The sequence below is a fragment of the Mesorhizobium sp. M1348 genome (genome assembly GCF_040317925.1).
Taxonomy (GTDB): domain Bacteria; phylum Pseudomonadota; class Alphaproteobacteria; order Rhizobiales; family Rhizobiaceae; genus Mesorhizobium.
This window is the reverse complement of the sequence record NZ_JAMYLH010000013.1, coordinates 59,720-77,198: the sequence shown is the minus strand read 5'-3', so window position 1 is coordinate 77,198 and position 17,479 is coordinate 59,720. Positions and strand designations below refer to the sequence as shown.

Annotated in this window: 11 protein-coding genes and 1 pseudogene; 4 read left to right on the top strand and 8 right to left on the bottom strand. The window is 62.6% G+C overall.

Annotation, left to right across the window (positions count from 1 at the left end; translation table 11 throughout):
* Window positions 1-139 precede the first annotated feature (139 nt).
* Entirely contained in the window at window positions 140-1,621 is a 1,482-nt protein-coding gene (locus NKH13_RS21190; protein WP_352914202.1) for an MDR family MFS transporter, read from the top strand.
* 27 nt (window positions 1,622-1,648) lie between these two features.
* Here the strand turns inward: NKH13_RS21190 and NKH13_RS21185 are convergent, their stop codons facing one another.
* From NKH13_RS21185 to NKH13_RS21175, 3 genes are all read right to left on the bottom strand, one after another.
* A complete protein-coding gene (locus tag NKH13_RS21185; RefSeq protein ID WP_352720107.1) occupies window positions 1,649-2,677 on the bottom strand; it encodes an NAD(P)/FAD-dependent oxidoreductase in 1,029 nt (342 codons plus the stop codon).
* Window positions 2,678-2,759: 82 nt separating this feature from the next.
* Window positions 2,760-3,080 carry a 2Fe-2S iron-sulfur cluster-binding protein gene (locus tag NKH13_RS21180; protein ID WP_023674833.1) on the bottom strand — a complete coding sequence of 107 codons (321 nt, stop codon included), beginning with the start codon at window positions 3,078-3,080 and terminating at the stop codon, window positions 2,760-2,762.
* Window positions 3,081-3,177: 97 nt separating this feature from the next.
* Window positions 3,178-3,546, bottom strand: coding sequence for an Hpt domain-containing protein (locus tag NKH13_RS21175; RefSeq protein ID WP_292660938.1), 369 nt, complete (start codon window positions 3,544-3,546; stop codon window positions 3,178-3,180).
* Between the two features lie 285 nt (window positions 3,547-3,831).
* On the opposite strand from NKH13_RS21175, the gene NKH13_RS21170 reads away from it, so the two are divergent.
* Together NKH13_RS21170 and NKH13_RS21165 are read left to right on the top strand one after the other, a co-directional pair.
* Entirely contained in the window at window positions 3,832-10,413 is a 6,582-nt protein-coding gene (locus NKH13_RS21170; protein WP_352914199.1) for an apolipoprotein A-IV repeat region-like domain-containing protein, read from the top strand.
* 136 nt (window positions 10,414-10,549) lie between these two features.
* Window positions 10,550-11,005: a macro domain-containing protein gene (locus tag NKH13_RS21165; RefSeq protein ID WP_352720995.1), complete on the top strand. Its 456-nt coding sequence runs from the start codon at window positions 10,550-10,552 to the stop codon at window positions 11,003-11,005.
* 41 nt (window positions 11,006-11,046) lie between these two features.
* On the opposite strand, the gene NKH13_RS21160 is transcribed toward NKH13_RS21165, so the two are convergent.
* Genes NKH13_RS21160 through NKH13_RS21145 form a run of 4 tightly spaced genes read right to left on the bottom strand, consistent with a single transcriptional unit; the run spans window position 11,047 to window position 15,132 of the window.
* Entirely contained in the window at window positions 11,047-11,703 is a 657-nt protein-coding gene (locus NKH13_RS21160) for an ABC-type transport auxiliary lipoprotein family protein (RefSeq protein ID WP_352720994.1), read from the bottom strand.
* A gap of 37 nt (window positions 11,704-11,740) precedes the next feature.
* Window positions 11,741-13,114: an MlaD family protein gene (locus NKH13_RS21155; protein ID WP_352720992.1), complete on the bottom strand. Its 1,374-nt coding sequence runs from the start codon at window positions 13,112-13,114 to the stop codon at window positions 11,741-11,743.
* A gap of 13 nt (window positions 13,115-13,127) precedes the next feature.
* Window positions 13,128-13,946 carry an ABC transporter ATP-binding protein gene (locus NKH13_RS21150; protein ID WP_352720990.1) on the bottom strand — a complete coding sequence of 273 codons (819 nt, stop codon included), beginning with the start codon at window positions 13,944-13,946 and terminating at the stop codon, window positions 13,128-13,130.
* Between the two features lies 1 nt (window position 13,947).
* On the bottom strand, window positions 13,948-15,132 hold the full coding sequence (locus NKH13_RS21145; protein ID WP_352720988.1) for an ABC transporter permease: 1,185 nt from the start codon (window positions 15,130-15,132) through the stop codon (window positions 13,948-13,950).
* Between the two features lie 78 nt (window positions 15,133-15,210).
* Here NKH13_RS21145 and dgcA point away from each other — a divergent pair, with 78 nt between their 5' ends.
* The gene (gene dgcA, locus NKH13_RS21140; protein ID WP_352720986.1) at window positions 15,211-16,194 is read left to right on the top strand and encodes an N-acetyl-D-Glu racemase DgcA; all 984 of its coding nucleotides are present in this window, start codon (window positions 15,211-15,213) and stop codon (window positions 16,192-16,194) included.
* Here the strand turns inward: dgcA and NKH13_RS21135 are convergent.
* Window positions 16,165-17,383 (bottom strand): annotated as a pseudogene (locus NKH13_RS21135) (MFS transporter). The gene dgcA and the pseudogene NKH13_RS21135 overlap by 30 nt on opposite strands.
* Between the last annotated feature and the right edge of the window lie 96 nt (window positions 17,384-17,479).

The following is a 17,479-nucleotide window of genomic DNA, read 5'->3' as shown; positions in this document are numbered from 1 at the left end:
TCGAAATCGGCCTATAGCGAACGACATATGTCAAGTTCGCAAGGCTCAGTCCCAAAGGCACGAGTACACGGGCCAATCTGCACACTCGACGCACTCCAGCCGTCCCGGACGTGCATGCAAGTGTAATGGATGAATGGATATGGACCAGGCTATTGACAAGCAAGCGATGGTGGAAACCAGCACGCCGCTGACCGAAACCGAGAAAAACGCCATTATCGGCGGCGTGCTTTTGTCGATGCTGCTGGCGGCGCTCGACCAGACCATCGTTGCGCCGGCGATGCCGACGATGGCACGTCTGCTCGGGCATGCCGAATATCTGCCGTGGATCGTGACCGGCTATCTGCTGACCGCGACCGCCGTGGCGCCGCTCTACGGCAAGATCTCCGACATCTATGGCCGCCGGCCGACCGTCTATGCGGCAATCCTGATCTTTCTCGCCGGGTCGCTGGTTAGCGCCACGGCGCCCAACATGCTGGTCCTGGTTGTCGGCCGGGCGATCCAGGGCGCCGGTGGCGGCGGTCTTTTCGCCCTGACGCAGACCGTGATCGGCGACCTCGTCCCGCCGCGCGAGCGGGCTCGCTACGCCGCCTGGATCTCGGGCACCTGGGCTGTCGCCAGCATCGCCGGGCCGCTGCTCGGCGGCACCTTCGCCGAACATCTGCATTGGTCGCTGATCTTCTGGATCAACATTCCGCTCGGGCTGCTGGCGATGGCGATCATCAACAACCCGCTCAAGAAGCTGCCGATCGCCGCAAAGCATCACCGCATCGACGGCCTCGGCGCGCTGCTTCTGGTCGCGGCCACCTCGCTGCTGCTGCTTGCCTTGAACTGGGGCGGCAGCGAGTATCCGTGGCTGTCACCTGAAATCCTTGGGCTGCTCGCCTGCTCGGCGGTGTTCTGGAGCGCGTTCGCGCTGCGGCTGATGCGCGCGGCCGAACCGCTGATCTCGCTCGAAGTGCTCGGCAATCCGATCGTTCTCGCCGGCACGTTGTCGATGTTCCTGCTGCAGGCCGCCAATGTCGGCTTGTCGGTCTATCTGCCGGTCTACCTGCAATCGGTCGTCGGCCTGTCAGTCAGCGAATCGGGCACCGCGTTGCTTGGGCTGATGCTCGGCACGGTGGCCGGTGCGACGTTCAGCGCGCGAATGATCCCGCGCTTTTTCCACTATAAGCGCATTGCCATGATCGGCACCGTTTTCTCGATCCTGTGCCTCGGCGTGCTCAGCCTGATCGCCGGGAATGCCTCGCTATTGCTTGTCGAGGTGTTGACGACCTGCATAGGGCTGGGCACAGGCACGACCTTTCCCGTTGCCACCGTCTCGGTCCAGAACGCCGTCGATCGCATGCACCTTGGCGTAGCGACCGGCGTGCTCGCCTTCCTGCGCTCGCTGGGCAGCGCGCTTGGCGTCGCCATGCTTGGTGCCGTCGCCCTTGGTTACGGGCTGCCGCTGGCCAGCGAAGGCACGCAGCCGGCCGGCCATATCGCCTCCGCCATACCGTTCGTGATGATCTTTCTTGCCGCGGCCGCGACCTTGCTGCTGTCGTTCATCACGCTCTGGCTGATGCCGGAAAAAACGCTTCGCGGCCATGCCGAGGCTGTGGCCCCAGCCTTGGCGGAGTAGACCGGCCCGACGAGCGTATAGTGAGGTTCAGTCGACCACGCCGAGCTTCTTGTGCAGACTGGTCGACGAGGTCGTATACTGGAATACAATGCGCTCGCCGGGGCTGACGATGCGCTTGGCTGCTTGCGCCATTAGAGCGACCTCATGGAAGCCCGACAGGATCAGCTTCAACTTGCCGGGATACCAGTTGATGTCGCCGACGGCGAAGATGCCGGGCACCGACGTCTGGAATTTTTCGGTGTCGACCGGGATCAGGTTCTCGTGGAGATTGAGGCCCCATTCGGCGATTGGGCCGAGCTTCATCGTCAGGCCGAAGAACGGCAGCATCCGCGTACACGGCACTTCGATATCGCCCTCCGGCCCCTTGATGATGGCGGAGGCGAGTTGGCCGTCGTTGCCGGTCAGGCCAGTCACCTGTCCAACCTGGAATTCCAGCTCCTTCATCTCCTGCATGGCATACATCTTGTTGACGCTGTCGGGCGCTGCCCGGAATTCGGGCCGCCGGTGCACCAGCGTCACGCTCTTGGCCACCGGCTGCAGATTCAGCGTCCAGTCGAGCGCCGAATCGCCGCCGCCGACGATGACGAGGTCATGACCGCGAAAGTCCTCCATCCGGCGCACCGAGTAGAACACGCTCTTGCCTTCATAGGGTTCGATGCCCGGAATCGGCGGCCGCTTCGGCTGGAAAGAGCCGCCGCCGGCGGCGATCACTACTATTTTGGCTTCGAACACCTCGTTTTCGTCGGAAGTGACGCGGAAACTGCCGTCCTCCAGTCTTTCCAGGCTCGAAACCATGCGGCTATAGGTGAATTCGGGCTTGAACGGCGCGATCTGCTCAAGCAGCTTGTCGACCAGACCTTGCGCCGAGATCGAGGGCCAACCCGGAATGTCGTAGATCGGCTTTTCCGGATAGAGTTCGGCGCACTGCCCGCCGGGCCGGTCGAGTATGTCGATCAGATGGCACTTCATGTCGAAGAGGCCGAGCTCGAATACGGCAAACAGGCCGACAGGCCCTGCCCCGACAATGAGTACGTCCGTCTTGGTGAGAGCTGTCATGAAGCATGCGCCTTTATGGGAAAACGGCGCGACACTGCATGACCATTGGCCCGCTGCCAAGCGGCAGCGGCAAAAATCGGCGTCAGCCCTGGCGAGCCGGCACGCGCACGACCAGCCCGTCGAGGGCGTCGCGCACCTTGATCTGACATGACAGCCGTGAGTTCGGCTGGACCTCGTAGGCGAAATCCAGCATGTCCTCTTCCATGGCTTCCGGCTCGCCGACCTCCGCCGTCCAGGCTTCGTCGACATAAACATGGCAGGTCGCGCAGGCGCAGGCGCCGCCGCATTCCGCTTCTATTCCCGGCACCGCATTGCGGATCGCATTTTCCATGACGGTCGAGCCGTTTTCGGCATCCACGTCAAAATGCGTGCCGTCATGGGCGATGAAGGTCAGCTTGGTCATTTGTCACCTGAAGGGAGTCTGAGCCGACATAATCACTCTGCCGGACAAGTCAACTGCGGCGCGAAAGCGCCGCTGCGTGGCGTTTTGGGAATAAGTTCTATCGGCTGATGGCGGCGACGAAGTCGCGTACTTCTTCGATCAGCGAGCCAAGCCGCTTCAGCGTGCTGGCGTCTTCGGGCCGGCATTCGATCGCACTGGCGCAATCGGCAATGGCGAAGGCGCCGACCCCGCGCGCCGAGCCTTTGAGCCCGTGTGCCAATAGCAGCCGCTGCCTGACATCCGCATCGACGATCTTGTCGCGCACCGACAGCGCCTGCTGCACGAACAGAGCCAACACCTCCTGCTCGAGGCTCCGATCGCCCATCGTCTGGCGCGCAAGATGCGCCAGGTCGATCGGCCGCGCCCCGGCTGTCCCCGACACGTCGCCGCCGGGCATCGAGAAGGCAATGCCGTTTTCGCCACGTATCACTTTGAGACTCCGTTCTTCGACCGCCGCAAAAACTAGGCGTATCCGGTGGACAACGGGTTAATGATTGGCCCGGAAAAATGTCGCGATAACGGCGCCGGAATCACGGCTGTGTTAACCCTATATTTAAAGTTTTACGTATCGGGCGGAATGCATGTTTTCTTTACCCGGCTGTGTCATTACGATACGACAGGTCCATTTTCAGCCTCCTGCGCGGGACACGCTAGGCAGAATCAATAAGCAGAACCATAAGTCCCGCGGCAGCTTGTACAGGGTAGCGAAGGCATGGCGAAGAAACCAACGACGACAAGAACGCTCGACAGCGACGTAGCCAGGGAACTCGAAAAGGCACTTGATATCGATCTGAGCGGCGATGCCGGCGGCGACTTCGACATCGCGGCATCCATGGAAGATCTGGAAGCGCAAATATCGCAAGCCGCCGACGAACTGGCGCGCGAAGGTCGCAGCCAGAACGAAGCACCTGCCCCCGACCAAGCCCAGAACGCGGCACCTGCCGCCAATCAAAGCCAGAACGCAAATCCCGCGCCAAAAGCCAAGCCGGCCGAGTTGCGTCCTGTCGCAACGCGCAATGGCTCGCAGCCGGCCGCTTTCTCGCCGGCCAACGACGATCGTCAAAAAGACTATAAGACGCTCCTGCACACCCTCAATCGGCGCGCCTCGAACACGATCTATTGGGTCGTGGCTTTCGTTTCGCTGGCCTGGATCGCCGGCGCTGGTGGCCTTGCGAACCTGTTGTTCGGACCTGGCATCTGGAACATCCGCACCTTCGATCAGTTTTTCGCCCGTCCCGAGCTGATCGGCCTGGCGGTCGCGGCAATCGTGCCCGTCATCCTGTTCTGGGCATTCGCCGTGATGATTCGCCGCGCTCAGGAGATGCGCCTTGCCGCGCAGTCGATGACCGAGGTGGCCTTCCGTCTGGCCGAGCCGGAAAATCTTGCCCAGGATCGCGTCATGATGATCGGCCAAGCGGTTCGCCGCGAGGTGGCGGCCATGGGCGAAGGCATCGAACGCACGCTTGCGCGTGCCGTCGAGCTCGAAACGCTGGTTCACGGCGAGGTGAACCAGATCGAGCGCTCCTACTCCGAGAACGAGTCCCGCATCCGCTCGCTGGTCGACGGGCTGGGCAGCGAGCGCGAAGCGGTCGTCACCCATGCCGAGCGCGTGCGCGCCTCGATCACCGGCGCCCACGAGACGCTGAAGGACGAGATCAACGCCGCCAGCGATATCATTCGCGACAGCATTCTCAACGCCTCGACCAAGCTGTCGATGACGATCAACGAATCCGGCGACACGCTGATCGACAGGATCAACGGGAGCTCGATGTCGATCTTCGATTCGGTGGAAGGCCGGCTCGAATCGATCACCGACCGGCTGTCGACGTCGGGCGAGGCCTTCGCCAGCCTGCTCGACACCCGCATCGCCAAACTGACGGACACCACCGATGGCCTGACGCGGTCGCTGACCGACCTGCTCGACGACCGCACGACCGGCATGGTGTCGCTGCTCGGCGGTGCCGCGCGTACGCTCAATTCCGAATTCGAAGCCAGCCTTAACGGCATCGAGCGGACGCTTGCTGAACGTGGCCAGGCGCTTATCAGCGAGTTCCAGACCCGCGCCGAGGCGCTCGACACCGGTACGCAGAAGCTCAACGCCGCGCTGGAGGCTCGCGCACGCCAGATCAACGAGACGCTGGTCGAGCGCGCGCGCGAAATCGCCCACACCTTCCAGGATAGCAAGGAGACGCTGTCGGCGATGATCGATCAGGGCAAGACCCAGATCGGCGCCGACATGGCCGACATCATTTCGTCGACCTCGACCATGCTTGAAGCCCGCGCCGGCGATTTCGCCGGGCGCATGGAGGCGGCGCGCCATGTCGTATCGCGTTCCTTCGATACAGACATCCAGCGGCTTGCCGAGGCTCGCGCCGGCATCGAGGAAGCCGTCGAAAACCACAGCCACAAGCTTTCCGAAAGCCGCGACCGGATGGCGGCGGCAATGCAGGCCGATCTGGCGAAGTTCGCCGAGGGTCGCGCCGAAATCGACGCAGCGGTGGCCAACCAGGTGCAGAAGCTTGCCGAAGGCCGCAGCCTGATCTCGCGCGCCCTTGAGGAGGATCTGCGCAAGGTAAACGAATCACGCGCAGCGATCGACGCTTCGCTGGGCAGCCATCTCGAAAGCCTTGAAGAGGGTCGCAACAGGCTTGCCCAGGCCTTGAACGAAGACTCTGGAAAACTCGTGCAAGCTCGTACGATAATTGATGAAATGGTTGCCGGGCACGTCGGCAAGCTCGCCGAAGGCCGCAGCATCCTTTCGCGCGCGCTGGAGGCCGACCTCGGCAAGCTGGCAGAGAGTCGCGCCAGCATCGACGGCCTCGTCGCCGGTCAAGTCGAAAAGATCGCCGAGGGCCGCGCCATACTCGCCAGTGCGCTGGAAGCCGATATCGCCGGCATCAATGGCCTCATCGAGGCGCATTCGGCCAAATTGGCGCAAGACCGCAGCGGCCTTTCCCAGTCGCTCGATAACGACCTGTCCGACATCAGGAGCCTGATCGCCGATCATTCTGGCAGGCTCGCCGATGACCGCAGCCTGCTCTCGAAGACGCTTGAAGACGATCTTGCCAAGTTGGCGGAAAGCCGGTCGAGCATCGATGGGCTGGTTGCCGGCCAGGTCGAGAAGCTGGCCGAAGGCCGCGACATCCTCAAGCGCGCGCTTGAATCGGACCTTAACGCGATCAAGGGCGTCATCGCCAGCCAGTCCGAAAAGCTGGCGGAAGACCGTGGCCAGCTGTCACGGGCACTGGAGAGCGACCTGGAGACTGTGCGGGGCGTTGTCTCCGATCACATGAACAAGCTCACAGAGGACCGTTCGACCCTTTCGAAGGCGCTCGAAGACGATCTCGCCAAGTTGGCCGAAAGCCGCTCGAGCATCGATGTGATGGTTGCCGGACAGGTCGAAAAGCTGGCCGAGGGCCGCGACATCCTCAAGCGCGCGCTCGAAGCCGATCTGAGCACCGTCAAGGGCGTCATCGCCAGTCAATCCGAGAAGCTGGCGGAGGATCGCGGTCAGCTGTCGCGGGCACTGGAGACCGATCTCGAGGCCGTGCGGGGCGTCGTCTCCGATCATATGAACAAGCTCGCCGAGGACCGTTCGGCCCTTTCGAAGGCGCTCGAGGACGATCTCGCCAGGCTGGCAGAGAGCCGGTCGAGCATCGACGGGCTGGTCTCCGGCCAGGTCGAGAAGCTGGCCGAGGGTCGCGACATCCTCAAGCGCGCGCTGGAAGACGATCTTGCCAAGCTGGCCGAAAGCCGCTCGAGCATCGACGGGCTGGTTTCCGGCCAGGTCGAGAAACTGGCCGAAGGCCGCGATATCCTCAAGCGCGCCTTGGAGGCCGATCTCAACACCATCAAGGATGTTATTGCGGGCCAGTCCGAGAAACTGGCGGAAGATCGCTCAACCTTGACCAAGGCGCTCGAAGACGACCTTGCCAAGCTGGCCGAAAGCCGCTCGAGCATCGACGGACTGGTTTCCGGCCAGGTCGAGAAACTGGCCGAAGGCCGCGATATCCTCAAGCGCGCCTTGGAGGCCGATCTCAACACGATCAGGGGCGCCATCGCCGACCAGTCGCAACTATTGACCGATAATCGCGCCCAGTTTTCGCGTGCGTTGGAAGCCGATCTCGGCAACGTCAACAGCCTGGTCGCAACCCACGCGGAGAAGCTCGTCCAGGACCGCTCGACCCTGTCCAAGGCGCTCGAGGACGATCTCGCCAAGCTGGCCGAAAGCCGCTCGAGCATCGATGGGCTGGTTGCCGGCCAGGTCGAGAAGCTGGCGGAAGGCCGCGACATCCTCAGGCGCGCGCTGGAAGCCGACCTGGAGAGGCTTGCAATGAGCCGCAGCGAGGTCGACGAGATCGTCGCCGGTCATGTCGGCAAGCTGAGCGAGGGCCGCGACATGCTGACCCGCGCATTGCAGGACGATCTCTCCAGGCTCGCCGAAACGCGCAAGGATGTCGACCGTTCGCTGTCCGGCCATATCGACCAGATCGCCGCCAGGAGCACCGACATCTCCGATGCAATCGCTGCCGACGTAGAAAAGATCGAGCAGGTGTTCAGCCGGCAGACAGGCGTCATCGAGGAGCGCGCCAGCACCATGGAGCGGGCGCTGTCGACGGGTGTCGACAACGTTCGCAGTGTGCTCGAAAGAAGCGCGGTCTTCGTCGCCGGGGCGCTGCGCGAGAAGGTCATGGAAGTCACCAGTGCGCTGCATGAGCAGGCGGGCGCGGCATTCAGCGATGCCGACCGCAAGATCGCCGAGCGCGCCGAGCAGACCTCGGCGGCCCTGCTCGCCAGGGCGGAGGACATCGCCCGCACCTTTGAAGAGGCGGATCGTCGCCTTGCCGCGCGCGCCGAGGATACGTCGAGCGCACTGATTGCCCGCGTCGACAACACGTCGAACACCTTGCTTGCGCGTGCCCAGGAGACGGCCGATCAGCTGGCAGCCAGAGCAAGTGAGATTGCCGGCACCTTCGACGCGGCGGACCACAGGCTGGTCTCTCGCGCCATCGAAACGGCCCACTCGCTGGCTGCACGTGCCGGCGACATCCTGCGCAATTTCGAAACAGCCGACGAGCGGCTGGGCGTGCGCATCGGCGAATCCGCCGAAGCTCTCGCGGCACGCGCGTCGGACCTCGGTCGCATTTTCGATGCCGCCGACCAGCAACTTATCTCGCGTATTGCCGAAGGGTCCGAAGCACTTTCGGCCCGCGCGTCCGAGATCGGCCGCATCTTCGAGGAGGCGGATCATCGCCTGGTGTCCCGTATCGCCGACAGCAGCACCGCCATCGGCGAACATGCCGACACCATTGTCGGCGCCTTCACCAGCACCGAGCAGCGGGTTGCCGAACGCGCCAGGCAGACTGGCCAGGAACTCGCCGTCCATGCCCGTGAAATCGAGCAGGTGCTTGCCGGTGCCGACGAACGCCTGGCATCGAGTGCTGCTGTTACAGCCGCCCGCGTCGAGGAGCAGGTCGCCAGCGTCGAGAACCGCCTCGCCTACTCCGCCGAGACAATGGGCCAAAGGCTCAACGAACAGGTTTCGAATGCCGAGGCGCAGCTGGTCTCGCGTGCCAACACGATCGCCGAAACCTTCACCGCGGTCGGCCAGCATATCGGCCAGAGCACCAACGACGCTGCAAAGACCATCGGTGCCAATACTCGCGAGCTCAGTACGATGCTTGCGGCACGTTCGGCCGAAATATCGAAAATCCTGGACGAGACGGCACGGCCTCTGGTCGAGCGCTTCGCCCAGGGCGGCTCCGAGCTGCAAAAGAGCATGGAAGAGGTCACCGAACGTGCGACCGAGAAGCTGCGCACTCAAAACGCTGCCCTCGTCGACGCCCTCGCCAGCCGTACGGCCGAAACCCTGTCGGCCGTCGAAGGTGCGCGCTCGACGCTTGCCGACAGCGTTGCCGACCTCATCGGCCGCATGACCACCTCCAGCTCGCAGCTCGGTCAGTTGATCGAGCAGGCGGCGACCAATCTCGGCCAGGTCGACGAACGCCTGACCGGCAGCACGCAAAGCTTCGCCGCGACCACGGAAAAGACCGCGCAGACCTTCGCCAGTTCGGCGCGCCTGGTCGATTCGAACACGACGCGGCTCACCGAGCTGTCGTCGTCGACCTTGCGCGAGGTTGCTTCAATCGCCACCAAGTTCGACGAGCACAGCCGGTTGCTTTCCAGTGCCTCGGACCTGTTGAGCTCGGCCCAGAGCAATCTAGAGCACACGCTCGAAAGGCAATCGTCGCTGGAGGACCTCGCCGTCGGCCTTGTCAAGAAGTCGGAAGATCTCGAAAGGGTCATGCGCTCGTTCGAGAATCTGGTCGGCCAGACACTGCAGAACGCCGAAGGCAAGACGCTGGAATCCGCCGACAAGATCCGTACCGCGATTTCCGAAGTGGTCGATTCGGCCACCAAGCGCTTTGCCGATGCGACCGAGGAGATGCGGCGTACCGCTGGCTCGATCAAGAGCGAGCTCGACCTCACCCGGGCTGAGCTCAAGAAAGGCGTCATCGAGATGCCGGAAGAGGCAAAGGAATCAACCACGGCTATCCGCCGTGCCGTTTCCGAGCAGATCAACGCGCTGAAGGAACTTTCTGAAATCGTTGCCAAATCTGGGCGCGGCACCGACAGTTCGGAACAGCGCAACCTGCGTCCGGCGCCGCAAGCGCCTGCCGCACGCGCCGCCGAACCGCCACGTCGTCCGGCTCCGGCTCTCGAACAGCGCCGTGCACCGCAGGCGCCTTCGGGCGAGACGGCGCTGCGCGGCACGCTCGACCTCGAACGTCCCGCAGACCAAGCGCCGCGCCAGCGCGATCCCAACGGCCGCACGCCGCAGGGCGGTTGGGTGCGTGACCTCCTGACCGGTGCATCGCGCGAAGACGACGCCAAGCCGGCAGCGCCTGCCGAAGCGCCGCGCCCGGCTCCCGCTGCGCGTTCGCCCCTTCATGTGGTGGAATCGCTGAACTCGCTCTCCGTCGATATCGCACGCGCCATCGATCACGATGCTTCGATCGAACTGTGGAACCGCTACCGGCGCGGCGAGCGCGACGTCTTCACGCGCCGTCTTTACACGCTGAAGGGCCAGCAGACGTTCGATGAGATCCGTCGCAAATATCAGTCGGAGGCGGAGTTCCGCGCCGCCGTCGATCGTTACTGCGACGATTTCGAAAAGCTGCTCAAGGACGTGTCGCGCAACGACCGCGACAACATCATGGCACAGACCTACCTGACCTCGGATACCGGCAAGGTCTACACCATGCTGGCCCACGCCAGCGGCCGCCTGCACTAAGCGGGCGACAGGAAAACTGAAAGGGCGTTCTGCCCTTTCAGTTTAGACCCGATACTGAAAAGATAGTTCCACTGCGCAAATCTCTTGATTTGGCCGGATGTTTGCGCCTAGGAGCAGAGGCTGGGATCTCGTGGCAATGCAGACAATTCGCGGTGATCTGCTTCAGCTTGCGCTCGACGGAACGTTCGATGTCATTGTGCATGGATGCAACTGCCAGTGCCAAATGGGCAAAGGAATTGCTCTTTCCATAAAGCAGCGTTTTCCCGAAGCATATGCTGCGGATTGCGCGACATTGAAGGGCGACCCAGCCAAGCTGGGAAGCATATCCGTTGCCGAAATCAAGCGAGGCAGCCGCACTTTCCAGGTCGTCAACGGCTACACCCAGTTCCATTGGCAGGGCAAAGGCGTGAAGGCTGACTACCAGGCAATCCGAAAAGTCATGCAGGCGGTCAAAGGCAGATTCGCAGGCAAAAGAATCGGCTACCCGAAAATTGGTGCGGCGCTGGCTGGAGGTGATTGGGAAATCATAGGCTCAATCATCGACGACGAGCTTGCGGGTGAAGATCACACGCTCGTCGAATATGCTCCGTGAGTTGCTTCGGTCTTTGGCCGCTTCATAGCAGCTAGCCCGGTTTAGATCACAGTGTCGGTCCAGCGCACTATTTGCCCAGCCGCATCGCCGAACGCGGCATCGAGCGCGCCGACATAGGCCTGGTTGCCATTGCCCGAAACGGGCGCGATGGCGCTAAACGTCTTCGAAGCGCGCACTTCACCGTTGCGGTCGTTCAACAGGCGCACGAACAGCTCGACCTCGGCATGTTCGCCGCCATCGACACGCACCTCGAACGAGCGGATCTCGACGATCACCTGATAGTCGATCGCCAGCCCCTCGCCTGGCTTGCCGACGCCGGTGAAGCTGCCCGAGCGCTGGAACGTCTCTGCCAGCCGCGCCTGTACGATCATCGGCAGCCGGTCGGCCCATTGCGCGCCCTTGAGATACTGGATCGAGCGCGGCGATGGCTTGATGACGATGTTCTGGCTATCCAGCGCCTTGAGCGCCGATGGCTGGGCGATGAGGATCTGGCGACGGCTGTGGGCACGCGCTTCCAGCGACGGCGCCGAAAGCTCGAACGTATCCAGCGGCGCCGGTCTGCCGCCAGGCAAGGCCGCGCAGCTTGCTAGCGAAAGCGCCAGCAACACCGCCCAAACCTTAGACCCACCCGATGTGATGCTGCCTGAACTGATCGACTTCAAACGCGATCCCCCCCGGATCGTGGAAACAACGCGCATCTGCAAGCTATGTTCTTGCGGTGGTCGGGGATCGAAGTCAACGGCGCACCCTGCCGTCGAACTGCCGGACCTCGCCCTCGCCGCCGGACAAGATCCTTTGTGGGTTGCGGCTCAGATCGGTTACCGCCTCTTCAATGCGGGTGATCGAACGACGGCTGTCCTGGACCAGCGCTTCGACGTTTTGCAGCCCCTGTCCCGAGAATCGCGCCAGATTGTCGGTGATGGTACCGAGGCGGGCGTTCAGCGTATCGGCGACCTGCTTGAACGATTTCAGCGTCGCTCTGGCGTCGGCCATGACGCCGTCGGCCTGGCCGGAGCCGAGCAGTTTGTCGACCTTGGCAAGGATGCCGTCGACTCGCACCGAGGCATCGTTGAGGCGTCCTGCGAGCTGGTGCGCGTCTTTGATGGTTTCATCGATGTCGTCGGCTCGGTTGGCGAACTTGTTGGTCACCTTGGCAATGTCGGCGGCAGCCTCGTTGGCGTTTTCGCTGGCCTTCTGGATATTGGCCAGCGCGGTGCGAACCTCAGCCGGATCGATGCCGTCGAGAACGCCGTCGACCTTGGCCAGCGTGCCTTGCGTCTTCTGGGCGAAGTCGTTGATCGAGCCGACCGCAGTGTCGACGTTCTTGATGACCGTGTCGAACTGCTTGCTGGTTTCCTTGAGGTTGGAAGTGACCGTGTCGACATTGGCGACGATGCTCTTGATCTGGTCCTTGTCGACGGCGTTGAGTAGCCCTTCCGCCGCCTTCAGGGTACCGTCGAGCTTGCCCGAAACACCCTTCAATTCGTCCGCCAGCGAGCTGACGCTGGCCAGGAACTTGTCGACGCCGTCCGAATTCCTGGCCAGTGCATCGGAGAAGGTCTGGACATTGGCGACGGTCTGCGTCAGCGGCCCGCGAACATCCTTGGTGAAGCCTTCGAGCTCCGAAAGGACCTTGTCGGCGCGGGTGAAGATGTTCTGCGCTGTCTGCAGCAGATTGGTGACCGCCGACGGGTTGGCAACGATCTCGGCGACACGGCCTTCCTTTTCCGCCTCATCGAGAAGTTTTGGCTCTTTGGGGTCGGCGCCCTTGAGCTCGATGTTGGCCTGGCCGGTGAGGCCGGCAAGCCCGATATCGGCCTGCGTCGACTTGGTGATAGGCGTATTCCGGTCTATTTCGGTGTCGGCGATAGCAGCGGTCGGATTGTCGACGTCGATATAGACACGGCGCACGTCGCCGACTTTGACGCCATTGAACAGCACGAAGCTGCCACGGCCGAGCCCCGAAGCGGAGCCTGGAATGCGCACGCGCAGTACCGTCGTCTCACCCTTGTCGCCGATTGCCGCCGTCCAATAGACGAAAGCGAAAGCCGCGAGGATCGCGGCCAGCGTGAAAATGCCGACAATGACGTAGTTGGCCCTGGTTTCCATTGCTCACTTATGGCTATGCGCGCGTCGCAAGATCAAGTTGTCGGGCGCGTTTTCCGCGGAAATAGGATTTTACCCAGGGTTCCTCGCTCCTGAGCATGTCGTCGATCGTGCCCTCGACCAGCACTTTCTTGTTGCCAAGCACCGCCACGCGGTCGCACGCGGTAAACAGCGTGTCGAGATCGTGCGTGACCATATACACGGTCAAATCCATCGTATCGCGCAGCTTGACGACCAATTCGTCGAACTCAGCCGCGCTGATCGGATCGAGCCCGGAAGTCGGTTCGTCGAGGAAGACGATATCCGGATCGAGCGCCAGGGCGCGCGCCAAGGCGGCACGCTTGATCATGCCGCCGGATAGCTCGGAAGGGAATTTCTCCGCCGCATCCGGAGGCAGTCCGACCAGCTCGACCTTGAGCATGGCAAGTTCGTCCATCAGCCTCTTCGGCAAATCGAGATATTCGCGCATAGGCACCTGGACATTTTCGAGGACCGTCAGCGCCGAAAAAAGGGCGCCATGCTGGAACAGCACGCCAAGCCGCATGTCGATGCGAAGGCGCTCCCTTTCGGTTGCCTTCTCGACGTCGACGCCGAACAGTTTGATTGTTCCCGATTGCTTGCGCGTCAAGCCAAGAATGGTGCGCAACAGAACAGATTTGCCCGCACCGGAGGCACCGACGAAGCCGAGAATCTCCCCGCGCCAGATATCGAGCGACAATTTGTCGAGAACGACTTGGTCGGCGAACGATACCGTGATGTCGTGCGCCGACAGCACGATCTCGTCTTCTTTGGCCTTCGCCGCCACCTTGGTCGTGTTTGTGCCCGGCAGCGCCATGTCAGAACTCGATCGCTGCATAGAACATGGCAAAAAGCCCGTCGAGGATAATGACCACGAAGATCGACTTCACCACTGAGGCGGTCACATGTTGGCCAAGCGATTCGGCGCTGCCGCCAACCTTCATGCCCTCGACCGAGGCGATTATGCCGATGATCATGGCCATGAACGGCGCCTTGATCAGGCCGGCAAAGATGGTGCTGAGGTCGATTGCGACACGCAGCCGGTCGATGAACGCTGCCGGTGCAATATCGGAGTAGAGCCATGCAGCCAAAATCCCGCCGCCCAGCGCGGCAAAGTTGGCGATGATCGTCAGACAAGGCAGCGCGACGACCAGCGCGACCAGCCGCGGAAACACCAGCACGCCGATTGGATTAAGGCCGATCACCTTCAGCGCATCGACCTCCTCGCGCATTTTCATCGAGCCGATCTCGGCGGTGATCGCGCTACCGGAGCGGCCGGCGATCATGATCGCCGTCATCAGCACGCCGAGCTCGCGCAGGATCAGCACGCCGACCAGGTCGACGACGAAGATGTCGGCGCCAAAATAGCTGAGCTGATAGGCGCCTTGCTGGGCAACGATTGCGCCAACGATAGCCGACATCAGCACCACCACTGGTATGGCGCCGACGCCCATGCGATCGATCTGGTTGAAGATCGCCGCCATATTGACGCCATGGCCGCGGCCAAGCTTCATCTGCGAGCCGCGTATCGTGGCGCCGAGGATGTTCATTGCGGCCAGGAAATCGTCGCGCATCTCATAAACACGCCGGCCAACCGCCTCGAGCCCCCGAATGATGAAGTTGGGCGGCTTTGCCGGACCTGATTCGGGCTCGCGTCGAACCGCATCACCGACGGCGCCAAGCAGGATCGACGCAATCTCGCTCTGCCCCTGCGTCGTGATCTCGACGCCCTTCTTTTCGAAGCTGCTGACCAGGCGATCGATCAGCCACGCCCCGGCAGTGTCCATCTTCTCGATTTGTGAAAGGTCGAGCGCCAGCGTCTTGAAACCGCCGCGCTTCTCGATCTTGCGCATCTCGGCGTCGACCAGCGCCACGGTGCGTGTCGTCCAGGTTCCCGAGAAAGCGCAGCCGAGAACGCCGCCCTCCTCGCCGATCGCGATGCGCGGCTGGTGGTCGGGCTCCTTGGCAGGGCCGCTTGCGTCGCGTTTGCGGATGGTCAACATGGCGTCCTGTTTAGCCTGACGGGGCCGACCTGTCGATTTGCCAACATCCTCCTTGTTGCACAGCCGGAGCAGAAAAATATGGCGCGTGTCATTTCGGTCGAGGCCGAGCGCTTTCCCATCGCCGGGACATTCACCATTTCGCGCGGCTCGAAGACCGAAGCTGAGGTGATTTCCTGCGCCATTGCCGAAAACGGCCGTACAGGGCGCGGCGAATGCGTCCCTTACAAGCGCTATGGCGAGACCATGGAGGGTGTGCGCGGCGCGATCGAGGCGATGCGCAGTGAGATCGCGCACGGCATCAGCCGCATCGCCCTGCTCGGTGCCATGCCTGCCGGCGCGGCACGCAACGCCATCGACTGCGCGCTCTGGGACCTGGAAGCGAAGATCAGCGGAACACCGGTGGCGCATATGATACGAACCGTTCCGTTACGGGCGCTTGAGACGGCTTACACACTGTCGCTCGCCGAGCCGGAGGCGATGGCGACGCAGGCCCGCGCCAACGCCCAGCGCCCGCTGCTCAAGGTCAAGATCGGCGGCGACAACGACATCGCCCGCATCCGTGCAGTGACGGCGGCGGCACCCGACAGCCGAATCATTCTCGACGCCAATGAGGGCTGGAATGACGACAATATCGTCGCAAACCTCGCCTTTGCCGCCGAGCATGGGATCGCCTTGATCGAACAGCCGCTGCCGGCGGGACATGACGGTATTCTTCGCCACATCGCGCATCTGGTGCCGATCTGTGCCGACGAAAGCGTGCACGAGGCGAAGGACCTCGACGCGCTTGTCGGCCTCTACGACGCCATCAACATCAAGCTCGACAAATCGGGTGGCCTGACCGCAGCACTCGTGCTTCGCGACCGCGCCCGCGAACTGGATTTTGGCGTCATGGTCGGCTGCATGGTCGGCACTTCGCTTGCGATGGCGCCGGCGGTGCTATTGGCGCAGGATGCCGATTTCGTCGATCTCGACGGTCCGTTGCTGCTAGCCCGCGACCGCGTTCCCGGTCTCGTCTACCAGGGTTCGCTGGTGTCACCGCCCGAGCCGGCGCTGTGGGGCTGAACGCGCGGCAAGCCCGATCAGCGCCAGGCCCGTCAGGGCGATGGGGATCATGGCAAAGAAGCCGTTCGCGCCGAAGCGATCGTAAAGAGGACCTGAAATCAGCGTTGCCACCGCCATGAAGAAACCATTGGAGAAATAGGCGATGCCTTGCGCCGCCCCGGTGCGTTCTTCCGCGATTGTCTCACCGATCATCTTTTGCAGGCCGATCAGCACCAGTGCCACCGAAACCGCGTGCAGCGTCTGGATCGCGAAAAACCCGCCGACGCCAAGCCCAAGCGGCCAGATCAGCGGGGAAGGCGATCCAGCGCACGATCGCGCCTATCCCGGCAATCAGCATGATCGAGACGACCGAGAAAGAGGCAAAAGCCCGGGTGAAGACGACGAACATGCATATCTCGGCGACAACGCCCCACCCCCACAGCAGCCCGACAACCGAATCGCTGATGCCGATCGACTTCCAGTAGATCGACACGAAACCGTAGAGAAATGCGTGGCTGGCTGTGATGACGCCGACGCCTGTCGAAAAATAGAGGAAGTACCGGTTGAGGAGTTTCGGTGCCGATTGGTGGATATCGGCGGCGGAAAGCGGCGAGGCGCGGCGCGGACGGCCGAGGCGCGGCGCGATCAGTCCGGCGGCTAGCGCGGCACACAGCGCCGCGAAGATGATCACCGGGACAGCCTGCGCACCGCTGGCCGAGAGGATGAAACCGCCGGCGAGATTGGCGCAGAGATAAGAGATCGAGCCCCATTTGCGCATGCCGGCGTAGTTCGAGCCGAAGCGGCGAACACCTGAAAGGGCGAGCGAATCGGCAATCGGCGAATGCGGCGTCCAGACGACCGTCAGCGTCAACGATACGGCAAGTACCATTGCGTAGGTCGGCTGCAGGAAGTAACCGGCGGACAGGATCAGCGATGCGGCGACCAGCGCGACATAGACATTGGCGCGGTCGCTCGCTTTGTCTGCCAGCGCGGTAAGAAAAGGCGTCGTCGCTACGCGCAGGAACATCGGCGCGGCGAGGATCACGGCTATCTGCTCGGCGTGGAACCCCTTCGCCTGCAGCCACAGCGGGAAATAGGGCACATGCGTTCCGAGCGGAACGAAGAGCGTGAAGAAGATCAAGCTCATGCGCAGTTCGAAATGGCGTGGCTTGACGAGCTGTTCGGGCGAGAGCGGCGGCAGGGAGGACATTAACAGGCGATCCGTCGGCACGGCATTCAGCCGGGTCGGCCCGCCACACCTGCCGCTGCTTAACACGGCGAAAAAGTCGATGAAACCGCTGGACTA